The 21,734-nt window shown below is 61.6% G+C and carries 20 protein-coding genes; 7 read left to right on the top strand and 13 right to left on the bottom strand.

The features are described from left to right. Window positions 1-27: 27 nt before the first annotated feature. On the bottom strand, window positions 28-1,389 hold the full coding sequence (locus AC2T9U_RS04300; RefSeq protein WP_493696718.1) for a dipeptidase: 1,362 nt from the start codon (window positions 1,387-1,389) through the stop codon (window positions 28-30). Between the two features lie 192 nt (window positions 1,390-1,581). Between AC2T9U_RS04300 and AC2T9U_RS04295 the strand changes: the two genes are divergently transcribed. After that, a complete protein-coding gene (locus AC2T9U_RS04295; protein WP_115030707.1) occupies window positions 1,582-2,187 on the top strand; it encodes a DUF3043 domain-containing protein in 606 nt (201 codons plus the stop codon). 90 nt (window positions 2,188-2,277) lie between these two features. Here the strand turns inward: AC2T9U_RS04295 and AC2T9U_RS04290 are convergent, their stop codons facing one another. Genes AC2T9U_RS04290 through cobO form a run of 4 tightly spaced genes read right to left on the bottom strand, consistent with a single transcriptional unit; the run spans window position 2,278 to window position 5,577 of the window. Then, window positions 2,278-2,484 (bottom strand): hypothetical protein, encoded by a 207-nt coding sequence (locus tag AC2T9U_RS04290; RefSeq protein WP_084440825.1) that lies wholly within the window; start codon window positions 2,482-2,484, stop codon window positions 2,278-2,280. Further along, on the bottom strand, window positions 2,481-3,569 hold the full coding sequence (cobC, locus tag AC2T9U_RS04285) for an Rv2231c family histidinol phosphate aminotransferase CobC (RefSeq protein ID WP_493696717.1): 1,089 nt from the start codon (window positions 3,567-3,569) through the stop codon (window positions 2,481-2,483). The genes AC2T9U_RS04290 and cobC overlap by 4 nt, the downstream gene beginning before the upstream one ends. After that, window positions 3,548-4,933 carry a cobyrinic acid a,c-diamide synthase CobB gene (locus AC2T9U_RS04280; RefSeq protein WP_493696716.1) on the bottom strand — a complete coding sequence of 462 codons (1,386 nt, stop codon included), beginning with the start codon at window positions 4,931-4,933 and terminating at the stop codon, window positions 3,548-3,550. Before AC2T9U_RS04280 ends, cobC begins: the two co-directional genes overlap by 22 nt. Before the next feature lie 20 nt (window positions 4,934-4,953). Beyond that, the gene (cobO, locus tag AC2T9U_RS04275; protein ID WP_208304432.1) at window positions 4,954-5,577 is read right to left on the bottom strand and encodes a cob(I)yrinic acid a,c-diamide adenosyltransferase; all 624 of its coding nucleotides are present in this window, start codon (window positions 5,575-5,577) and stop codon (window positions 4,954-4,956) included. 204 nt (window positions 5,578-5,781) lie between these two features. Here cobO and AC2T9U_RS04270 point away from each other — a divergent pair, with 204 nt between their 5' ends. Genes AC2T9U_RS04270 through AC2T9U_RS04260 form a run of 3 tightly spaced genes read left to right on the top strand, consistent with a single transcriptional unit; the run spans window position 5,782 to window position 9,333 of the window. Continuing rightward, window positions 5,782-7,068 carry a ferredoxin-like domain-containing protein gene (locus AC2T9U_RS04270; protein ID WP_493696715.1) on the top strand — a complete coding sequence of 429 codons (1,287 nt, stop codon included), beginning with the start codon at window positions 5,782-5,784 and terminating at the stop codon, window positions 7,066-7,068. Then, complete coding sequence (locus tag AC2T9U_RS04265; RefSeq protein WP_493696714.1) at window positions 7,065-7,709, top strand: precorrin-8X methylmutase; 645 nt, start codon at window positions 7,065-7,067, stop codon at window positions 7,707-7,709. Before AC2T9U_RS04270 ends, AC2T9U_RS04265 begins: the two co-directional genes overlap by 4 nt. Before the next feature lie 49 nt (window positions 7,710-7,758). After that, the gene (locus AC2T9U_RS04260) at window positions 7,759-9,333 is read left to right on the top strand and encodes a precorrin-2 C(20)-methyltransferase (protein ID WP_493696713.1); all 1,575 of its coding nucleotides are present in this window, start codon (window positions 7,759-7,761) and stop codon (window positions 9,331-9,333) included. A 25-nt stretch (window positions 9,334-9,358) separates the two neighbouring features. Here AC2T9U_RS04260 and cobM read toward each other — a convergent pair whose 3' ends face one another. The 6 genes from cobM to AC2T9U_RS04230 form a co-directional block, all read right to left on the bottom strand. Beyond that, the gene (gene cobM / locus AC2T9U_RS04255; RefSeq protein ID WP_493696712.1) at window positions 9,359-10,147 is read right to left on the bottom strand and encodes a precorrin-4 C(11)-methyltransferase; all 789 of its coding nucleotides are present in this window, start codon (window positions 10,145-10,147) and stop codon (window positions 9,359-9,361) included. A gap of 28 nt (window positions 10,148-10,175) precedes the next feature. Further along, the gene (locus AC2T9U_RS04250) at window positions 10,176-11,645 is read right to left on the bottom strand and encodes a cobalt-precorrin-6A reductase (protein WP_493696711.1); all 1,470 of its coding nucleotides are present in this window, start codon (window positions 11,643-11,645) and stop codon (window positions 10,176-10,178) included. Beyond that, a complete protein-coding gene (cbiE, locus tag AC2T9U_RS04245) occupies window positions 11,642-12,949 on the bottom strand; it encodes a precorrin-6y C5,15-methyltransferase (decarboxylating) subunit CbiE (protein ID WP_493696710.1) in 1,308 nt (435 codons plus the stop codon). Before cbiE ends, AC2T9U_RS04250 begins: the two co-directional genes overlap by 4 nt. Window positions 12,950-13,179: 230 nt before the next feature. After that, window positions 13,180-14,640 carry a peptidoglycan-binding domain-containing protein gene (locus tag AC2T9U_RS04240; RefSeq protein ID WP_493696709.1) on the bottom strand — a complete coding sequence of 487 codons (1,461 nt, stop codon included), beginning with the start codon at window positions 14,638-14,640 and terminating at the stop codon, window positions 13,180-13,182. A gap of 191 nt (window positions 14,641-14,831) precedes the next feature. Further along, window positions 14,832-15,818, bottom strand: coding sequence for a Gfo/Idh/MocA family protein (locus AC2T9U_RS04235; protein WP_115030723.1), 987 nt, complete (start codon window positions 15,816-15,818; stop codon window positions 14,832-14,834). Window positions 15,819-15,820: 2 nt separating this feature from the next. Next, the gene (locus tag AC2T9U_RS04230; protein WP_493696708.1) at window positions 15,821-16,921 is read right to left on the bottom strand and encodes a DegT/DnrJ/EryC1/StrS family aminotransferase; all 1,101 of its coding nucleotides are present in this window, start codon (window positions 16,919-16,921) and stop codon (window positions 15,821-15,823) included. A 262-nt stretch (window positions 16,922-17,183) separates the two neighbouring features. On the opposite strand from AC2T9U_RS04230, the gene wecB reads away from it, so the two are divergent. Further along, on the top strand, window positions 17,184-18,263 hold the full coding sequence (gene wecB, locus AC2T9U_RS04225; protein ID WP_493696707.1) for a non-hydrolyzing UDP-N-acetylglucosamine 2-epimerase: 1,080 nt from the start codon (window positions 17,184-17,186) through the stop codon (window positions 18,261-18,263). Between the two features lie 20 nt (window positions 18,264-18,283). Here wecB and AC2T9U_RS04220 read toward each other — a convergent pair whose 3' ends face one another. Next, window positions 18,284-18,724, bottom strand: coding sequence for a hypothetical protein (locus AC2T9U_RS04220; RefSeq protein WP_147279207.1), 441 nt, complete (start codon window positions 18,722-18,724; stop codon window positions 18,284-18,286). A gap of 90 nt (window positions 18,725-18,814) precedes the next feature. On the opposite strand from AC2T9U_RS04220, the gene AC2T9U_RS04215 reads away from it, so the two are divergent. Together AC2T9U_RS04215 and AC2T9U_RS04210 are read left to right on the top strand one after the other, a co-directional pair. After that, window positions 18,815-19,384 (top strand): TIGR01440 family protein, encoded by a 570-nt coding sequence (locus AC2T9U_RS04215; protein WP_493696706.1) that lies wholly within the window; start codon window positions 18,815-18,817, stop codon window positions 19,382-19,384. 266 nt (window positions 19,385-19,650) lie between these two features. Continuing rightward, complete coding sequence (locus AC2T9U_RS04210; protein WP_115030728.1) at window positions 19,651-20,211, top strand: manganese efflux pump MntP; 561 nt, start codon at window positions 19,651-19,653, stop codon at window positions 20,209-20,211. A gap of 51 nt (window positions 20,212-20,262) precedes the next feature. Here AC2T9U_RS04210 and thrC read toward each other — a convergent pair whose 3' ends face one another. After that, complete coding sequence (thrC, locus tag AC2T9U_RS04205) at window positions 20,263-21,708, bottom strand: threonine synthase (RefSeq protein ID WP_208303629.1); 1,446 nt, start codon at window positions 21,706-21,708, stop codon at window positions 20,263-20,265. Between the last annotated feature and the right edge of the window lie 26 nt (window positions 21,709-21,734).

The following is a 21,734-nucleotide window of genomic DNA, read 5'->3' as shown; positions in this document are numbered from 1 at the left end:
CAAACCGCTCCCCCGCAGCGGAGCAAATCAGCCCTTCCACACCTGCGCGATCTTCTCAAACATCAGCGCTTCAGCCACACACGCATGCTCAAAATCACCCAAGTGCAGCCCCTCATCAGTACTGTGCGCACGCGTATCCGGGTCTTCCACCCCCGTCACCAACACCACTGCCTGCGGGAAGGTGTCATTGAACTGGGCCACAAACGGAATCGACCCACCGATACCGGCATCCACCGGCTCAGTACCCCACGAAGAGCGCAAAGCCGAACGGGCCGCTTCCACAATCGGCCCCGAGGCGGGCAACGCAGAACCCGGCGCCGCATCCTCAACCTCAACCTCAACCTGAGCCCCCCAAGGTGCGTTGTCCTGCAAGAACTTCGTCACCGCCGCAGCCGCAGCCGCAGCATCCTGCGAAGGAGCAATCCGCACCGACAACAACGCCGAACACGAAGGCGACAACAAATTCGCCGCACCCTCCACCGCAGGGGCGTCAAAACCAACCACAGTCACCGTCGGCTGCAACCACAAACGCGAGGCAAACGTGCCCTTACCAATCAGCTCCACACCATCAAGAACACTGGAGTCACGGCGAATCTCCTCCGCGGTGTAATCCACCCCCGAAGTTTCCTCACTCACCAACCCCGGCACCGCCACCGAACCATCAGCGTTATGCAACGTCCCCAAAAGACGACACATCGTCGTAATCGCATCCGGCACCACCCCACCAAACATGCCCGAATGCAATCCATGCGCCAACGTCGACAACGTCACCTTCAAACGCACATTGCCCCGCAACGACGTCGTCAACGCAGGCGTACCCACCGCCCAGTTCGACGAATCAGCAAGCACAATCACATCGCACTCAAGCTCATCCCGATACTTATCCAACAAGGCAGGAAGACTCGGCGAGCCAGACTCCTCCTCACCCTCCACAAACACAATCACCTCAACCGGAGGCTTACCCCCAAAAGCACGCAACGCAGCAAGATGCGCCATCACACCAGCTTTATCGTCAGCAGTACCGCGACCATACAAACGCTCACCACGCTGCTGCGGCTCAAATGGCGCACTAGCCCACTGCGACTCCACACCAGCGGGCTGAACATCATGGTGGGCATACAGCAACACCCGCGCCGGCCGTTTCCCACCAACCGGCTCAGGGCCCGCCACACGGCCAATCACCGCAGGCTTACCGCCCTCAGCAACCACCTTCACCTCAGCGCCTTCAGCACGCAATAATTCCGCCACAGCTTCCGCGCTGGCTTGCACATCTTTATCGTGCTCAGGCAACGCAGACACACTCGGAATCCGCGCCAACGCCATCAAATCTTCTAGTACACCTGGCATAAGATCAGCGATCTTGGTTCGCAACGCCTCTGTATCCGTCATGGCCGAACAATATCCCCGCCAACACCACCCAGAACCCCAATAACACTGACAACGCACCTCATCTGACCTAGATCCTCCCCCATCTGGCCACAACACAAAACCATCACCTACACCGCAATCCCTGCAGGTCAACAGCACCTACCACCGCGCAGATCACCCATTCAAAGACATCACCAAGCTAGAGTGTGCAAGGTGTCCAGCAAGAAATCCGCCGACCAGCCCAACGGCGCCACGGAAACCACGTCCACCGTTGATCCAGCACCCGCGCCTGCCACCACCAAATCCACAGGCAAAGGGCGCCCCACCCCCACACGCAAACAAGCCGAAGCAGCCCGCAAACGCCCTCTCGTTCCCGCCGACCGTAAAGCCGCCAAACGGCAATCCCGGCTAGAAGAACGAGAACGCCGTTACAAAATCCGTCTCGCCATGGAAGCTGGCGAAGAATGGGCCCTACCCCGCCGCGACCGCGGAACCGAGCGCCGCTTCATGCGTGACTGGATCGACGCACGCCGCTCCTTTGCTGAATACCTTTTGATCGTCATGGTGCTGGGCTTGCCCGTCACACTCATCACCCACCCCACGATCATGGCAATCGGATACTGCATCGTCTACGGCGCAGTACTCATAGCAGCCATCGACGTCACCGTGATGTGGTTCCAAGTCAAGAAAGCAGTCACCACCAAATTCGGCGCACCACCAGCCAAAGGCGGCCTGTGGTACACCATCACCCGCGCACTACAAATGCGCGTAGGACGCGTCCCCAAACCCCAAGTCAAACGCGGCCAGTACCCCTCCTAACCACTGGGCACGCCACCTGCCAACACACCTGTGAAGGGCTGTTTTCCTCACCAAGGGAAAACAGCCCTTCACACATTTGCACCACCAACATCACTCCTGCTCAAGCGACATCGGCCCATACACAACCTCACCCCCACACAACAACGACACCGACACCACCCCCAACTCCGTCAACCCCAACCACGACTCCCCCAACCACGCCTCGGCATCCTCCCGCGACTCAAACGGCACCTCAGCATCAGCAACCCGCACCTGAGCGCCACCATCATCAAACGCTTTCCACACCCAATCACTCATAAACCCACCCTAGACCCACCCCTGACCCCCAACCCATCAACCTGCTCAAACAACACCTCACGCTCCCGAGCCCCCCGCACAGCAATCCGCAACCACTGCGGACCCAACCCCGGAAACGTATCCCCACGCCTCAACCCCACCCCTCGCTGCCGCAACACCTCACGCACCCACACCGCCCGCTGATGCCGCACCAACACAAACGGCCCAGCAGCCCCCGAAACCACATCAAACCCACGCTGCTGCAACCCCTGCACCAACACCTCACGATCCCGCACCACCCGCTCAGCCACCCCCGCCGCAAACTCCTCCCCCTGCCGCGAACACACCGCACGCATCGCAGCCAACGCCGGAACATTCACCGACCACGGCGACTGCAACTGCCGCAACTGCTCCACCAACCCCGGCTCAGCCACCACAAACCCAGCCCGAACACCCGCCAATCCAAACGTCTTCGTCAAACTCCGCAACACCACCAACCCCTGCGTGCGTGCAGCATCCACCAACAACGACTCCGACCCACGCACCCCACCAACACCGACCGCAACATCCATAAACGCCTCATCCACCACCACCACACGCCCCGGCCTCAACAAACTCAACACCTCACCACGCGGATGCAACACCGACGTCGGATTAGTCGGATTCCCCACCACCACCACATCAGCACCCTCATCCACCTTCCCCGCACGCAGCACAAACCCATCCTCAGCATCCAACACATGCCGCACCACCCGATGCCCCGCACCCACCAACGCCGCCTCCGGCTCAGTGAACTGCGGATGCACCACACACGCCCGCTGCCACGACCGCAGCCGCGCCACCAACCCAAACGCCTCCGCCACCCCATTCACCAACAACACACACCCCGGATCAACCCCCACATGCTCAGCCACCACCCGTCGCGTCGGAAACTCATCTGGATACGCAGCCACCCCACCCAAAGACTCCCGCAACGCCTCGGCCACAAACAACGGAGGCTCCCCCACCGCAACATTCACCGCGAAATCCCAACACACCCCCCGCGCCTCCACATCACCGTGATGACGCAAATCCACCCCCTCAATCACCGCACACCACTCCGCCATGCACACGCTTGCGCTACCAAACGAGCCGCGAACTGCGGCGCACCAGCCCAATGCGTGTGCAAATACCCCGCCACCACATTTCCCGACACCACACCATCAACCTCGACCCGATCAGCATGATCACGCAACACCCATGCCCCCGGAACCACACCCGCATCCGGGGCTGGCGCCACCCGCGTGCGATGGAACACATGCCCCGTCACACGATCACCAGCAGCAGACAACACCGAGTCACAATCAGCCACAGCCTGCCGATACCCCAACACCAACCGCGGATGCATCGAGGCAATCAACGGCAATACACCCGTCATCTGCGTGCCATCCAACTCCTGCGCCAAATAAAGCATCCCCGCGCACTCAGCCACCACCGGAGCCCCCGAAGCTGCAAACCTGCGCACCGCATCCAACATCGACCGGTTCGCCCCCAACGCCGAGGCATACACCTCTGGGAAACCACCCTGAATCACCAACGCATCAGCCTCAGGCAACTCTCTATCCCGCAGCGGATCAAACGACACCACCTGCGCCCCCGCAGCCTCCAACAACTCCACATTCTCTGCATACCCAAACGTGAACGCAGCCCCACCAGCCACAGCAACACGCACCCCACTACCAGTAGAAACACCCCCAACAGAGGCCAATGCAGCCCCAGGAGACCACACCTGACCCTCCAGCTCAGGCGCAGACTTAGCCACCTCCACAATCGCATCAAGATCCAAATGCTGCTGCGCCATACACGCCAACGCATCCACCGCAGCCAACGCCTCCGGACGCCGCTCCGCCGCCGGAATTAACCCCAAATGCCGACTCGGCACCACAATGTCCGGCAACCGCGGAATACACCCCACCACCGGAACACCCACCCCAAGCACCGCAGCCCGCGCCTCCGCCTCATGACGCGGCGAAGCCACATTATTGAGAATGACCCCCGCCACCCTCACCTGCGAATCAAACGAAGCAAAACCATGCACCACCGCCCCCACACTGCGCGACGCCGACGCACAATTCACCACCAAAATCACCGGAGTCTGAGTCAACTTCGCCACATGCGCCGACGAAGCAAACCCCTCCCTACCCAACGCGCCATCAAACAACCCCATAACACCCTCAATCACCGCCACATCAGCCACCGACGGCGACAACGCACCATGCAACAACAACGGCACAATCCGATCCACACCCACCATGTGCGCATCCAAATTCCGCCCCACCCGAGCACACGCAGCCTCGTGATACCCCGGATCGATGTAATCAGGCCCCACCTTGTGTGGAGAAACCACCAACCCACGACGATGCAACGCCGCCAACAACCCCGTAGTGATCATCGTCTTGCCACTACCAGAAGCAGGCGCCGCAATCAGCACACGCGGCAAACTATGAGTCCTCACCATTCGATCCCGCGCTGCCCCTTCTGACCAACATCAAATGGATGCTTCACCTTCGTCATCTCCGTCACTAAATCTGCCGCATCCACCAACACAGCCGGCGCCCTGCGCCCCGTCACAACCACATGCTGTTTACCAGGACGCCCCCGCAACGTCTCCACCACTTCATCGACATCCACCCATCCCCAATCCAGCGGATACGTGAACTCATCCAGCACATAAAAATCGTGCTGCTCCTGCCCCAACCGCCGAGCAACCTCCACCCACCCCTGCCGCGCAACCTCAGCCTGCTCCACCTCAACATCACCACTATTGGAACGCGTCCACGACCACCCCGACCCCATCTTGTGCCACTCAACCGGCGCCCCCACCGCCGGATCCTCCTCATGCAGCTGCCCCAACCGCCGCAACACCGCCTCCTCACCCACCTTCCACTTCGGCGACTTCACAAACTGAAACACCACCACCGACAAACCTGCATTCCACGCCCGCAACGCCATCCCAAACGCAGCCGTGGACTTCCCCTTCCCCTCCCCCGTATTCACAGCCAAAACCGCGCGATCCCGCCGCTCACGCGTAGTTAACCCATCATCAGGAACACAACTCGGAACACCACGAACCACAACAACCTCCTCAACAACAACCCAACAACAACCAAAATAGCCCCCACCCCACACTCCCCCAGAACCAGACCAAACACCGCCACACCCAGGCAACGAACACAACACCCCCACCCCTGTGAAAGAAAACACCTCCACAGCGCCACCTGCGCCTTAACACACAACCAACCAATAACTAAACCCCCCTCCCCGAGTAGGGTTTTTTCCATGACCGCGCCCACCACCCCCACCGGCGACCGCTGCCCCGGCGCACTCCGCCTCCACCACGCCGCCGACGGCGACCTCGCCCGCATCCGCATCCCCGGCGGACTCCTCACCCCCCAAGCCACCCGCACCCTCGCCCACCTAGCCACCACCCTCGGCGACGGCCACATCCGCCTCACAGCCCGCGGCAACGCCGAAATCCGCGGCATCCCCACCGGATCCGAAACCGACATCGCCACCTGCCTCACCACCGCCGGGCTCCTGCCCTCCCCCGCCCACGAACGCATCCGCAACATCGTCACCACCCCCACCGCTGGGCTCGACGAACACGGAAACACCACCGGAACAACCCTCACCAACCTCCTCCACACCCTCGACAACGCCCTCATCAGCGACCCCGAACTCGCGCAACTGAGCGGACGATTCCTCTTCGGCATCGACGACGGTCGCGGCGATACCCTCGCCCTCGAACCCGACCTAGCCCTCACCGCCAACAACAACGACCACTGGACCATCACCGCCGCCGGCACCCCCCTGGGAGTCACCCACCGCACCAACGCCCCCACCGCACTCACCCTGGCCGCACACACCCACCTAGCCACCGCACACACCCACAACCAACGCGGCTGGCGACTCACCGACCACCCCAACACCCCCGCCCTCATCACCAACATCCGCAACACCATCAGCCACCTCCTCACCCACCACACCCCCCACACCCCCGCCCCGCACACCACCCCACCACCCCTAGGACTCATCCCCCACCCCACCAACACCACCTACACCATCGCCACCCGACTGCCCCTAGCCGCAGCTCCCGCCGAAACCTGGCAACACTTCGCCGACCTCGCCGAACACGGCGACAACCTCATCCGCACCAGCCCAGCCCGCACCATCCTCATCGCCAACCTCACTCACCACCACGCAACAACCGCACTCACCCACCTATCCACCCTCGGACTCATCACCGACCCCCACGCACCCCTAACCCACGTCACCACATGCACTGGCCTACCCGGCTGCACCTCAGCCCTCGCCGACGTCCAATACGCAGCAGTCACCCACCACACCCCCAGTAACAACAACACCCCCGTGCACTGGTCAGCCTGCCCACGACGCTGCGGCCGCCCCACCACCAACCACGTCCAAGTCCTCGCCACCGAAACCGGATGGACCACCGCCCTAGTCAACACCGACACCCCCGGACACCCCGCCACCAACCAACACCCCGTCACCGACGAGAATCTCACTACCGACATCACCAACCGACGACAGGAAATCACCCCATGACCACTCCCAAAACTCCCTACACCTACGAAACCAACGGCGCCAACATCTACCGCGAATCCTTCGCCACAATCCGCGCCGAAACCGACCTCACCCACCTCACCCCCGAGGAAGAACGCGTCGCCGTCCGCATGATCCACTCCTGCGGATCCACCGACCTCATCAATGACATCATCTTCTCCCCCAACGCCGCCCACGAAGGCATCACCGCCCTCAACAACGGTGCCCCCATCCTCACCGACACCCACATGGTCGCCAGCGGCATCACCCGCCGCCGTCTGCCCGCCAACAACGACATCATCTGCACCCTCCACGACGAACGCGTCCCCGAACTAGCCGCCACCCTCGAAACCACCCGCACCGCCGCAGGCATCCACCTATGGGGCGAACGCATTGACGGCGCAGTCATCGCCATCGGCAACGCCCCCACCGCACTCTTCCACCTCCTCAACCTCCTCCACACCAACCCCTGGCGTCCTGCCCTCATCCTGGGCATCCCCGTCGGATTCGTCGGCGCCATCGAATCCAAAGAAGCCCTCCACAACGACCCCCTCAACCTCCCCCACATCATCGTCCGCGGCCGCCGCGGCGGCAGCGCCATCACCTGCGGCGCCCTCAACGCCCTCGCCAGCAGCGCCGAATAACCCACCATCCCAAACCGACACCCCTACCTCCACCGCAGAAAGACATCACATGAACCAGGCCGCCCCCGGAAAACTCATCGGCGTAGGAGTAGGCCCCGGCGACCCCGAACTACTCACCATCAAAGCCGCCCGGGCCATCGAAAACGCCGACGTTATCGCCTACCACGAAGCCAGACCAGGCTCCTCCAACGCCCGCGCCACCGCCGCAGACCATATCCACCCCCACCACATCGAACTCCCCCTCACCTACCCCATCACAACCGGAACCACCAGCCACCCCGGCGGATACACCGGGGCAATCAACGACTTCTACACCGAAGCCACCCACCTCATCGCCACCCACCTCGACGCTGGCCGCACAGTCGCCGTCCTCGCCGAAGGAGACCCTTTCCTCTATAGCTCCTTCCAACACCTACACGAACGCCTGGCACACACCTACCCCACCCAGGTCATCCCCGGCATCAGCTCCATAACAGCTGTAGCCACCGCCCTTGGACGCCCCCTCGTCGAAGCCACCGAAACACTCACCATCCTGCCCGGAACCCTACCCACTGATGAGCTGGCCGCTCGTCTAGCCACCGCCGACTGCGCAGTCATCATGAAACTGGGTCGCACCTTCACCTCCGTGCGTCAAGCCCTCACCACAGCCGGGCGCCTTAACGAGGCTTGGTACGTCGAACGCGTCAGCCACGACGAACGCGAAGTCGTCACGCCTCTAGCAGACGTCAACCCCGACAATGTTCCCTACTTCTCTCTAGCTGTCATTCCCAGCCGTGTCGGAACAGCCGAATGGATGCCTGCACCCACACCTCCCAGTCAGAAAGAAAGCTCTTGTATCGGGTACGTGGACGTCTGCGGCTTAGGACCTGCCGGAGCAATGTGGCGCTCCCCCCAAGTCACAGCAGCGCTAGCCCAAGCCACTGACATCATCGGTTACACCACATATGTCAAACGCGTCCCAGAACGCCCTGGCCTTACCCGACACCTATCTGACAATAAAGTCGAGCTAGAGCGTGCAGAATTCGCTCTGGACCTCGCACTACGTGGCCACCGCGTAGCCGTCGTCTCTTCAGGTGACGCAGGTATCTTCGCGATGGCTACCGCTGTCCTCGAGGCAGCTGATCAAGAACGCTATCGCCACATCCCTGTGCGGGTTCTGCCTGGAATCACTGCTGCTGCGGCTGTGGCTGCAAGCGTCGGTGCTCCCATTGGCCACGACTTCGCGACCATCTCATTGTCTGACCGGCTCAAACCGTTTGAGGTGATCCGTGAGCGAGTCCGAGCAGCTGCGCAAACGGACCTTGTTATTGCTCTCTACAACCCCGCAAGCAAAGAACGCACCTGGCAGCTGCGCTCCATTATCGATGACCTACGTACTTTCCGAGCCGAAACAACCCCCGTCGTTGTTGCCCGCGCGGTGGGCTCTGAGTCTGAAAAAGTCACAGTCACAACATTGGGCGACCTTGACCCAGACACCGTAGACATGCGCACCGCACTCATTATTGGATCAACCCAGACACGTTTGAGCACGCGTATAGCCCCTGGGGGCAGGAGCACCGGCGCAGCGTGTGAAGACGGCACTCAGCACGTGCTCTGGACTCCCCGCACTTATCCGCAACAGTGACATGGCGGGGCTGCCCAGGTGGGCTTTACCGAGGTAGCCCCGCTATGGGGGCGGGGACTCCTTCGGCGCGTCGTTCAGCAGCACACGCCATTGAGTACAAGTGGCTGTCTGGGAATTCTTTAGCGCTGAGGGCTTGCCCGACCAGGATTACTGCTGTTCGGCGGATGCCAGCTTCTTTTGTTGCGGCAGCGATGTTGTCCAGTTGGCCGCGCAACACAATTTCATCGGGTCGGCTAGCGAGGGCAACGACGGCGGCGGGGCAATCTGGCCCGTAGTTGGGAAGCAATTCAGCGACGACATCGTCGATGTGAGCGGTGGCTAGGTGCAGGACAAGAAGGGCTCGGCTTGCCCCTAGAGTGGCGAGGTTCTCCCCTGGTGGCATGGCGGTGGCGCTGCGTGAGATGCGGGTGAGAATGACGGTTTGACCAACTTCGGGCACAGTGAGTTCATGTCCGAGGGTGGCGGCTGCTGCTGCGAAGGCCGGGACACCGGGGGTCATTGTGTAGTCGATGCCGACAGCTTGGAGTCGTCGGATTTGCTCGGCAACTGCGGAGTAGATGGATAGGTCACCGGAGGCTAGGCGGGCAACATCGTGGCCTTCGGTGTGCGCTTTTTGGCACTCGTTGATGATGCCTTCGAGGTCGAGGGTGGAGGTGTCGATAAGTCGAGCGCCATCAGGGCAGTGTTCGAGGAGTTCTTTGGGGATAAGGGTTCCTGCATAGAGGCAGACGGGGCTGTTTTGGATGATGCGTAGGCCGCGGAGGGTGATGAGGTCGGCGGCGCCGGGGCCTGCTCCGATGAAGTGGACAGTCATGGTGGTCCTTTCGTGAGGGGGTGTGAGGTTATGGGGTGATACGGCCGATGGCGATGGTGCTGGATCCGTGTGAGTGATTGGCGATGTGTTTGGGGATGATGAGGCGGGCTCCGGTGGCTAGGACGGCGGCTTCTGCGACGGAGGGGGTGCCGGTGAGGTCTGCGACGTGAGGGTTGGGGTTAGGGGTGTCGTGTTGGGCGAGGGTGTGGGGGTCGTAGACCTTGACGCCGATTTCGTGGCGGTGGTTTTTTTCAAGGTGTTCGAGTAGGAGTGCGGTTTCGGTGAGGAGTCCGTATTTTCCGTTGCGGTCGATGCTAACGAGGGTGGCGATGGCGCCGGAGGCCAGGAGGTTGGCTGACATGATTTCGCGTAGGTGTTTGAGGATGTCGCGGGCGTTGATGCTGCTGCCACCACCGATGCCGATGATGAGGCTGGGTGGGGTGAGGATGAGGGTGGGGGTGTCGGTGCCGAATTGCATGGCGGCGAGGGGGTCCATGTCGGTAACGATGAGTCGTGCTGCGATGTGTTGATGGTTGGTGGCGAGGGTGTCGCCGAGTGGGGGTAGGGGCCAGTTGGTGGGGTTGTCGAGGTCTACTGGTTGGTGGTTGTCCAGGGCGTGGGCAACGTCGTCGAGGGCGCCGGTCCAGGGCCATCGGAGTTGGTGGATGGTATGTGCGGTGGAGCTGTGTGTGTTGGTGGTTGTTGTGGGGGTGGGGGGTTGTTGGTGGGTGGTGGGGCGGGCGTTGATGCGGGCGAGCCAGAGGAGGGCTTCGGGGAGGGATTCGGCAATATCTATGTCGTCGGGGAGGGTGGGGCGTTGGATCATGATGACGGGGATGCCGGCGTTGCGGGCTGCTTGGAGTTTGGGGGCGGTGGCGGCGCCTCCGGAGTTTTTGGTGACGAGGACGTCGATGTGGTGGTTGTTGATGAGGGTGGTTTCGCCCTCGAGGGTGTAGGGGCCGCGGTCGAGGATGAGTTCGTGGCTGGTGGGGAGAGGTTCGGTGGGGGGTTCGATGGTGCGGATGAGGCAGTGCGCTTTGACGTGTGTGAATGCGGCGAGGTCGCGGCGTCCGGTGGTGATGAGGGCGCGGGTGCCGAGTGTGTCGATGTGTTGGGCGGCGTCGGTGGGGGTGGTTGCGGTGTGCCAGTTGTCGCCGGGGTGGGGTTCCCATTGGGGGCGTTGGAGGCGTAGGTAGGGGATTTCGTGTCCGGGGATGGCGGTGCGGGCTGCGGTGATGGTGTTGGTGGTGATGGTGTTGGCGAAGGGGTGGGTTGCGTCGATGATGGCGCTGATTCCGTTTTCGCGTAGCCAGGTGGCCATGTTTTCGGGGCCGCCGAATCCTCCGGTGCGGGTGTCGCCGGGAAGGTTGTGGGTGGTGTGGGTGCGGCCGGCGAGTGAGTTGGTGATGTGCCAGCCGGGGAATGCGTCGGCGAGTTCGTTGGCGAGGAGGCGGGATTCGGTGGTTCCGCCGAGGAGGAGGAGGTGGGGGGTGCTCATCGGGTTGTTCCTTCGTTGATGAGGTGGGGTTTGCGTGCTCGCCATTGGGTGACGGGGCGCGCTGGGGTCCATGAGGTGTAGGTGCCGATGGGTTGTGCGCGGCTGATTTGTATGTGGCCTAGTTCGCCGCCCCAGGTGGTGTGGGCGTTGATGAGGCGGTTTTCGGTTTCGATGGTGACTGCGTTGGCGACGATGCGGCCTCCGGGTGGGAGGGCGTTCCAGCATGTTTCGAGGAGTTGGGGGGTGGTTGCGCCGCCGCCGATGAAGATGGCGTTGGGTTGGGGTAGGTCGTGGAGTGCTTCGGGTGCGTGGCCGGTGATGGTTTGCAGGGTGGTGTTGACGCCGAGGTTGTGGGCGTTAGTGGTGATGTTGGCGGTGCGGTCGGGGCGGGTTTCGATGGAGATGGCGTGGGTGGTGGGGTGGGTTAGGCACCATTCGAGGGCAATGGTTCCGGTGCCGCTGCCGATGTCCCAGAGGAGTTCGTGGGGGCGTGGGGCCAGGGCGGCGAGGGTGATGGCTCGGGTTTCCCATTTGGTGAGTTGGCCGTCGGTGGTGAAGGTTTCGTCGGGTAGGCCTGGGACGAGTCCGGGGTGGCGTGGGTTGGGGTTGGTGGTGGGGGTGTTGGTGTTGATGGCGGCGATGGCGAGGGTGGGCAGGTTGGTGTGGTGGGTGGTCCAGGCGGTGGCGGTGGCGGTGGTGTGGGTTTCTTTGGGGGTACCTAGGTCGCTGAGGAGGGTGAGTTCAGCGTTGTGGTAGCCGTGGTTGGTGAGGTGTTTTGCCAGGTCGATGATGGTGGTGCCGCGTGGGATGAGTGTGAGGATGCGGGTATTGGGGTGTAGGTGGCGGTTGAGGGTGTGGGTGTCGCGGCCGACGGTGGTGATGATGGTGACGGTTTCGGCGGGCCATTGCATGCGGGCGCAGGCTAGTGCCATGGATGAGGTGGTGGGGATGGTGGTGAGGGGGTAGTGGGTGCCGGTGTCGTGGGTTTCGTGGGTGAGTTCTTCGGTGAGGGCGTGGCCGATGCCGTAGTGCCAGGGGTCGCCGCTGGCGAGGATGGCGAGGTTGTTGTTGGGGGCGTGTTGGCGGATGAGGGGGCGGATGGAGGGGCGTAGGGGTTTTCCCCAGGGGATGTGTTGGGCGGTGATGGTGGTGGGGAGGAGGTCGAGTTGGCGGGGGGCGCCGATGATGGTGGTGGCTGTGTGGAGGGTGTGCTGTGCGTGGGGGGTGAGGCTGTCCCATCCGTCGGCGCCGATTCCGATGAGGGTGATGGGGTGTGTGTTGTGTTGATGGCTTGTGGTGTCCATGACTATTCCTTGACCTAATACGTACCGACCCCATCCGTATGTTGGGTGGGAATCTGGTGATAGGTCCGTAGAGTTGTTTGTGGTTGGCCAACCTCCCCCCGGTTGGACGACCTTCGATGGCCCCGGTCCCCCCCACCGGGGCCATCGTATTTTTTTGCGTGTGTGTCAGTGGTGTGTGGTGTGGGGGTGGTGTTCGGGTGGGTGGTTACGTGTTTGACCTTACCTGGGGTTTAGAGGCGTATGAATGCCTTCCAGGTTGTGGGGTCGGTGATACCGGTTTGGGGGGTGCGGAGTTTCTTTTGGGTGGTGGTGAGGGCGTTGCGGGTTGCGGGGCCGAAGATGCCGTCGGTGGGGATGCGTAGGAGGGTTTGGAGTGCTTTGACGGCGGGGCCGCGTGAGCCTGGGCGCAGGGTGGTACCTGTGTATGGGAGCCAGGGGTAGCGGTTGAGTTCGGCGCGGTTCCAGGTTTTGAGGTTGGTGGTGCCGGTGGCGGGGAGTTTCCACTTTTTTTGGAGGGTTTTGACTGCGTTAGTGGTGCGTGGGTCGTATGTGCTGGTGGTGGGGATGCGTAGGAGGGTTTGGAGTGCTTTGACGGCGGGGCCGCGTGAGCCTGGGCGCAGGGTGGTGGTGCGGTAGGCGGTGGCGGGGGTGGTGATGGTGATGGGGGTTTGGCTGGGCGAGGGCGAGGGCGAGGGTGCTGGCGTTGGTGCCGGAGCTGGAGTGGGTGTGGTGGTGAGTGAGCTGGGGTCTAGGGCGGCCCAAGTGGATTGGTCTAGGACTCCAGTGATGGGAATTGAGGTGCGTTTTTGGTAGGCGATGATGGCGTTGCGGGTTGCGTAACCGAATTTGCCGTCGGCGGTGATGCCGAGGAGTTTTTGGGCTTCAGTGATTTGGGGGCTGGTGTTGCCGGGGACCCAGGTGGTTTTGGTGGTGCTGGGCCCGGGGGTTGGGGTTGGGCAGGGGGTGGTGCGTTTGCCGGTATAGAGGAGGGCCCAGGGGTTTCCTGTGGTTGCTCGGCAAGGGCCTAAGTCCAGGCTGGTGATGGCGGTTCCGGTCCACCAGCTGGTGCGCCGGTTGGCTCCGTCCCAGGTGAGGGAGATGTGGATGTGGTCGGTGTGGGGGTTTGGTCCGGTGTAGGTGGCCCAGCCGCGTTCGGGGGCGTATGCGCGCCACATGGTGGCGTTCCAGATGATGTATTGGATGCCTAGGCGGCGGGCGTTTTCGCCGTTGTTGGCGGTGAGCCAGGTGGCTGCGGTGTCGCCGATGGTTTTTTGGGTGGGGTTGGTGGCATCGAGCATCCAGTCCAGGGCGCGTCCGTCGTAGTGTTCGCTGGTTCCGCCTTCGGAGCAGAAGCGGGAGTAGCCGACGTAGCCGGTTTTGTAGGTGTTGACCAGGAGGTTGCCTAGGGCGAGGGTTCCTGGGCGGTCGATGGGGTCGCAGGAGATTTGGGGGATGTAGCTGGGTTGAATGTCGATGGTGGGTGGGAGGGGGACGGAACTGGTTGGGTTGGTGATTTGGGTGTTTTTTGTGGTGGTGATGGGGGTGTGTGCGCTGGTGGGGGTGTGTGGTGGTGGCACGGGGGTGCCTGCATAGGTGTCGGGGTTGCCGGTGTGGTCGCCGTGGGTGGCGGTGGCGGGGATGGGGGTGGTGATGAGGGCGGCGGCTAGGGCTAGGGCGAGTGTGGTGCGCATGATTCTCCGGGCGGGCGGGCGTCTCGCTCGGGTGTTCAGGACGAGGCGCGGCGGGCGGTGGTGTCCGCCTATCGGCTGCGCTGGGGGGTGTGTGAGGGGTGGTGGGGGTGCAGGAGGGCCGGCACTGATCGTGCTGATCGGTGCCGGCCCTGTAATTGTGTTGGGGGCGTGTTGCTTAGCCCTGTTGTGGGTTAGAGGTCGATGGTTTGACCTGTTTTGGCTGATTCGATGGCTGCTTCGGCGACTTTGACGTTACGCATGCCTTGTTCGAGGGTGACGATGTCGGAGTCTTTTCCTAGGACTGCGTCGCGGAAGTTTTCGTGCTCGACGAGGAGTGGTTCTCGTTTGGAGATTGCGAATCGGGTGTAGTCGCCTTCGGAGACACCTTTGAATTGGGCTAGGCCTTGCCATTCGGAGGTGACGTTGCCGTTGGCGTGGAAGGCCAGTTCGGCGGTGAGGGTGTCGGCGATGAAGGCACCTTTTTCGCCGGTGATGAAGGTGATGCGTTCTTTGAATGGTGAGAGCCAGTTCACGGTGTGTTGGGTGATGGTTCCGTCGGCAAGTAGACCGTTCATGAGAACCATGTCTTCGTATTCGCGTCCGGAGCGGAAGGCGGTGCGGGCGCCGACGGAGGTGTAGGCGCTGGAGCGCAGCCAGCTGGTGAGGTCGATGTCGTGGGTGCCGAGGTCTTTGACGACACCGACATCGGCGATGCGGGCGGGGAAGGGGCCTTGGCGGCGGGTGACGATTTGGTACACGTCGCCGAGGTCGCCTGCTTCGATGCGGGCTTTGGCTTGTTGCAGGGCGGGGTTGTAGCGCTCGATATGTCCGGTGGCGCCGATGAGTCCTGCTTTGTCGAATGCGTCGACGAGCTTTTGGGCCGAGGAGGTGTCTTGGGCGAGGGGTTTTTCGATGAGGGCGTGGACCCCAGCTTCGGCCAGGGCGAGTCCGATTTCTAGGTGGTAGACGGTGGGGACCGCGACCATGCAGTAGTCGAGGTTGTGGGCGAGGAGTTCCTCGATGCTGTTGACGAGGGGGCGTCCTTGGGCGATGTCGTGGGGGTCGCCGTTGGGGTCGGCGACGGCGACGAGGTCGACGCCGTCAAGTCCTGCCAGGACGCGTCCGTGGTGGCGGCCCATCATGCCGAGGCCGATGAGGCCTGCGCGGAGGTTTGCCATATTTATGCACCTGCCTTGGCGAGGGTGTTGACTGCGGTGACGATGCGCTCAAGTCCGGCGCGGTCCACGCTGGGGTGGACCGGTAGGGAGAGGCATTCCTTGGCGGCGCGTTCGGTTTCAACCAGGTCGCCTGCGGTGCGGCCTGCTGCAGCAAATGGTTTGAGGCGGTGGTTGGGCACGGGGTAGAACATGCCTGAGCCGATGCTGTATTCGTCTTTGAGGGCGTGGGCGAATTCGTCGCGGCCTTCGGGGATGCGGATCGTGTACTGGTGGTAAACGTGTACGGCGCCTTCGGCAACTGGTGGCGGGGTGACTCCGCGTAGGTTGCTGGAGAGGAATGCAGCGTTTTCTTGGCGGGTTTTGGTCCAGGCGTCGACTTTGGTGAGCTGGACACGGCCGATGGCTGCGTGAATATCGGTCATGCGGTAGTTCATGCCGACGACTTCGTTGTGGTACTGCTGCAGCATTCCTTGGTTGCGGTAGAGGCGCAGGTTGTGCTCGATGTTTTCGTCGGCCGCTGAGACCATGCCGCCTTCGCCGGAGGTCATGTTCTTGGTGGGGTAAAGCGAGAACATCGCGAATGCGCCGAATGCGCCGACGGGGGTGCCGTGGAGGGATGCGCCGTGAGCTTGGGCTGCGTCTTCGAAGATTTTGATGCCGTGTTTGTCGGCGACGGCTTGAAGAGCGACCATGTCGGCGGGGTGGCCGTACAGGTGGACGGGCATGATGCCGACGGTTTTGTCGGTGATGGCTGATTCAACCGACTCGGCGCTGAGGCAGAAGCTTCCTGGTTCGATGTCGGCGAAGACGGGGGTGGCTCCGGTCAGGGCCACGGAGTTCGCGGTGGCTGCGAAGGTGAAGGAGGGGACGATCACCTCGTCGCCGGGGCCTACACCTGCTGCGAGGAGTCCGAGGTGGAGGCCGGAGGTGCCGGAGTTCACGGCCACGCATGCACGTCCGAGACCGAAGTGCTCGGAGAACTCCTCTTCGAATGCCTTTACCTGCGGCCCTTGGGCCAGCATGCCGCTGCGCATCACTGCATCGACGGCAGCGCGCTCCTCATCGCCGATCAGCGGCTTTGCCGGAGGAATGAACTCGGTCACGTAAGGCCCCTTCGTGAAGCGTGTTTCCGGCGGCCCCACGTGTGGCCGCCCTGTCTGCACTGATTCTTCAGGCGTGTTCCGGACGACCGTGTGGGCGTGGGTCACTTTGGCTTCGCGCCGCCGGTAGATTGTTCGGTTTATCGTTTCGTTCCTTCCGCGTTTCGCTGTATGCGTGGTGCGGTAGGAGCGAGGTGCCGTCCGCTTGGGCCGTCACCTAAGGCCACACTACCGTGGTGCCAAACAGCAGAAAGGGTTCACCATCGTGAAGGTCCTCAGTGTCGTCGGGGCAAGACCGCAGTTTGTGAAGTTGGCGCCGGTGGCGCGGGCATTTGCTGCGGCCGGGAATATCGAGCATGTGATTGTTCACACAGGGCAGCATTACGACGCCATGTTGAGTGATGTTTTCTTCGATGATCTGCATATTCCGGCGCCGGATGTTCATTTGGGTGTGGGGTCAGGCAACCATGGGGCGCAGACGGGCCGGATGCTTGAGCAGATTGAGCCGGTGTTGTTGGAGCACAAGCCGGATTGGACTTTGGTTTACGGGGATACGAACTCGACTATTGCTGCTGCTTTGGCAGCGGTGAAGCAGCATCTACCTGTTGCGCATTTGGAAGCTGGGTTGCGTAGTTTTAATCGGCGGATGCCTGAGGAGCACAACCGGGTGTTGACCGATCATGCGTCGGATTTGTTGCTCTCCCCTACCCAGGTAGGTATGGATCACTTGGAGCGTGAGGGCTTAGCAGAGAAGTCCGTGCTGGTGGGCGATGTGATGACCGATGTGTGTTTCACGGTGCGTGATGGTGTGGGGTCCGAGCCACTGCAGTTGCCTGCTGATGTTGATGAGCGTTTCGATCCAGACAAGCCGTTCGTGTTGGCGACGATTCACCGCCCGGATAACACGGATACTCCGCAGCGTTTGGGTGAGATCATCGCGGCTTTCCGTGATTTGCCTACGCAGGTGTTGTTGTTGGCGCATCCGCGGCTAGTAGCTAAGGCTCAAACTCACGGTATTGATCTTTTTGGTGGGAATTTGCACGGCGCTTCTCCGCTGGCGTATCCGCAGATGGTGCGTGCGGTGATGGGCGCTGCTGGTGTGGTGACGGATTCGGGTGGTTTGCAGAAGGAGGCGTTCTTGTTGCAGACGCCATGCACAACGATCCGTCCGGAGACTGAATGGGTAGAAACGTTGGAGGGCGGCTGGAACATTCTCGATAACGATCTGGCTCAGTTGCGTGATGTGGCGGTGCGGCAGGCCCCTGCTGGGGAGCAGGGCGCGCCCTACGGTGACGGGAACGCTTCAGAGAAAGTCGCGGCTGTTTTGGCTGAACGCGCTCGCTGATCTTTGAGGCGGGGCTCGTGTCAGATTTCTTGATACGGGCCCCTTTGTTGTGCATCAGATCTGGTGGAGCGTTTGCGTAGTGATGCGATGACCGACCCGACTCCCGCTCCTAACATTGATGGCGGGGTGATGAGGATGAGGAAGAACGGAGCGACGTCCGCGATGTTTTCCACGCGTGGACGCAGGGCTCCGCCGGACCATCCGTCGACGGTTATTCCCACGACGATCGATGACAGGAGAGCTACTGCGCACCACAGCAGTGCGACACGGCCGAAACTTTTTCTGTATCCGTCGATCCCGGACCATAGGAACGCTATTGCCATGGTGAGCAGGGAGGCTGCCAGGATGGCTCCGACGTCGACTCCTACTGTGTGCTCACTGGATGAGTAGTAGATGGAGATTCCGTGCAGCGCCACTATTACAACGATGGAACGAATCACGCAGGCCACAAAGAATCGCATTTGTAGATTGTCTCAGCTGCGCGCAGATAAATAAGTAAACGCGGCGGAGATAGCGGCACGCATTTGTTTCGCTCAGGGCAGGATGAGGGTATGGACCTCACTCTTGATGCTGGTTTCACGTTGTCCGACATCAGTACTGTGGCTGAGCAGGCGATGCGGGAGCTTCTTGAGGTTGCTGCTGTGCCGACTGGTGGGTCGGTGGTGTTGGGGTGCAGTAGTAGTGAGATCCGTGGGGAGCGGATTGGCACGTTCGGCAGTGAACAGATCGGGGTGGCGGTGGTTGCGGGGGTTCGGCGGTGTGTGCTGGAGCGTGGGGTGTGGTTGGCGGTGCAGGGCTGTGAGCACATTAATCGGGCGTTGGTGGTGGAGCGTGAGTATGCGTTGGCGCAGCAGTTGGAGGTGGTGAGTGTGGTTCCGGCGTTGCATGCGGGTGGTTCGGTGTGTGTTGCTGCATTTGATGCGGCGCGTGATCCGGTGATGGTGGAGCATGTGGTGGTTGATGCTGGACTTGATATTGGTGATACCGAGGTGGCGATGCATGTGCGGCATGTGCAGGTGCCGGTGCGGTTGGCGGCGCGGCAGGTTGGGGGCGCGCGGGTGACGGCAGTTCGTTATCGGCCCAAGCTTATTGGCGGGCAGCGGGCTCAGTATCAGCGTTGATGGTGCGCGGATGTGATGCGGGTGGGTTTGTTGTTTGTTTGTCGTTGGGGCGTGGCGGTTCTGAGGTAGCCTTGCGAACACGAAGGGGAGTAGTTCCGATCGCTGGCTCATGCTGGCGTGGGGCTTAGCGTCGACATACTGGCGGGGAATGAACCGCCCGGCGCACCATCCAGCAGGTGGATGAACGAGACCTTCGACACCGCCAGGGTGTCGAAGTGTCGTATCTGCTTACTTCGGGCACCCGTGACGAAAGGTCACTCGCCCGGATGTCTGTGGTCACTATGTTTCTTGTGGCGTTTGGTGTTTCTGCTGATGCCTTCGCTGTTGCTCTTGGTAAGGGTCTGACTCTGCCTCGTGTGGATATACGGGCTGTGTTGGCTGTCGCTGTGACGTTTGGGGCGTTTCAGGCGGCGATGCCGTTATTGGGGTGGTTTCTTGGTGCCTCTTTCGCGCCGTACATCGAGGCAGTGGATCATTGGATTGCGTTCGTGCTGCTGGGGGTTATTGGTGCTCACATGATGTGGGGTGCGCTACGCGGCGGTGATGAGGCTGGTTTTTCGGATCGTCTTACGCTGCGTTCGTTGCTTGTGTTGGGGGTGGCTACCAGCATTGATGCTCTTGTCATTGGTGTTGGGTTGGCGTTTATGAAGGTAGATGTGTTTGTCACGGTGGCGATTGTGGGGTTGGTGACGTTTCTTATCAGCGCTGCGGGGATGCTTGTTGGTCAAAAGATTGGGAACCGTTGGGGTACGCCGGCTGAGTTGTTGGGTGGATCGATTCTTATCGGTCTTGGTGTGTTGGCTTTGTGGGAACACTTAGCTGCCTGAGGTCAAAGAGTGGGGGGCAAAGGATTTTCCTTGCCCCCACTCTTTTGTTGCTTAGTGCTGGGTGTGTTCGGTGATGATTTTTTTTACTGCGTGGGCGTCATTGGGGGCCTGGATGACGTGACGTTCGCTGTTTCGTAGGTGGGCGAATCGTTCTGGCAGAGGCGGGGGTTCCCCTATTGCTTCGGTGATGGTTTCGGCGAATTTGACGGGTAGTGCTGTTTCAGCGACGAGGACGGGCAGGGTGATACTTTCCTCAGCGAGTCGGTCGCGGGCGACTTTGATGCCGTCGGCGGTGTGGGGGTCGATGAGGATGCCATCGTTGGCGTGCACGCTGGCGATGGTGGCAAGGCGGTCCGTGTGGCTGGAGGTGCCGGTGCGGAATCCGTAGCGTTGTGCCACGTGGGGCCAGTTTTTTTCGTTGGCGAGGGTGAATTCTTTTTCTGTGGCGAGGGTGGGCCCGAACAGTTGGGCGGTGCGGGCGCCGTCGCGGTCCAGAAGGTCAAAGACGAAGCGTTCGAAGTTGCTGGCTTTGCTGATGTCCATGGATGGACTGGATGTTGCGTGTGTTTCTGCTGCCCCTCGGATTCGGTATGTGCCGGTGGTGAAGAATTCGGCAAGTACGTCGTTTTCGTTGGTGGCGCAGACCAGGCTGGTGATGGGGATTCCCATCTGTTTGGCGATGTGGCCGGCGACGATGTTGCCGAAGTTGCCGGTGGGGACAACGAAAGAGACGGGTTCGTCATTGTCTGTGGTGGCGTAGAGCCATCCGGCGATGTAGTAGACAACTTGGGCGAGTAGGCGGGCCCAGTTGATTGAGTTGACGGCGCCGATGTTGTGGGTGCGTTTGAAGTTGGTGTCGGCGTTAACTGCTTTGACGATGTCTTGGCAGTCGTCGAATACGCCCGCCACGGCGATGTTGACGATGGCGGGGTCGTTGATGGAGAACATTTGGGCTTGTTGGAAGGGGGTCATGCGCCCGGCGGGGCTGAGCATGAAGACACGTACTCGGTCTTTGCCGAGCATGGCGTATTCGGCTGAGCTGCCTGTGTCTCCGCTGGTGGCTCCGAGGATGGTGATGTGGGTTTGGCGGCGGTTCAGCTCGTATTCGAAGAGTTCGCCGAGCAGTTGCATTGCCATGTCTTTGAACGCGGCCGTGGGGCCGTTGCTCAGGTGCAGAAGGTGGATGCCTTCGGCGAGCTGTGAGACGGGAACGATACGTGGGTCGGTGAATTTTTCGCTGCTATAGGCACGTTCGCAGATGCCACGCAGGTCGTCGCTGGGGATGTCGTCGATGAATAGGCTGGTGACGGCGTGTGCTAGTGCTGCGTACCCCTGGGTGGTCAGGAGTGTTCTCCAGTGCGCCCGTGTGTTTTTGTCGATGTGGGGGTAGCGCTCGGGCAGGTAGAGGCCGCCGTCTGGAGCGAGCCCGGCGAGCAGAATGTCGCAGAAGGTTTGGTCGGCGACGCCGTTGGGGTCACGTGTGGAGAGATAGCGCACGTGACCAGACTACGAAAATGGGGGTT

The sequence above is a fragment of the Dermatophilus sp. B7861-1 genome (genome assembly GCF_058996045.1).
The sequence above is the reverse complement of the archived record's forward strand: the minus strand, read 5'-3'. Positions and strand labels throughout refer to the sequence as shown.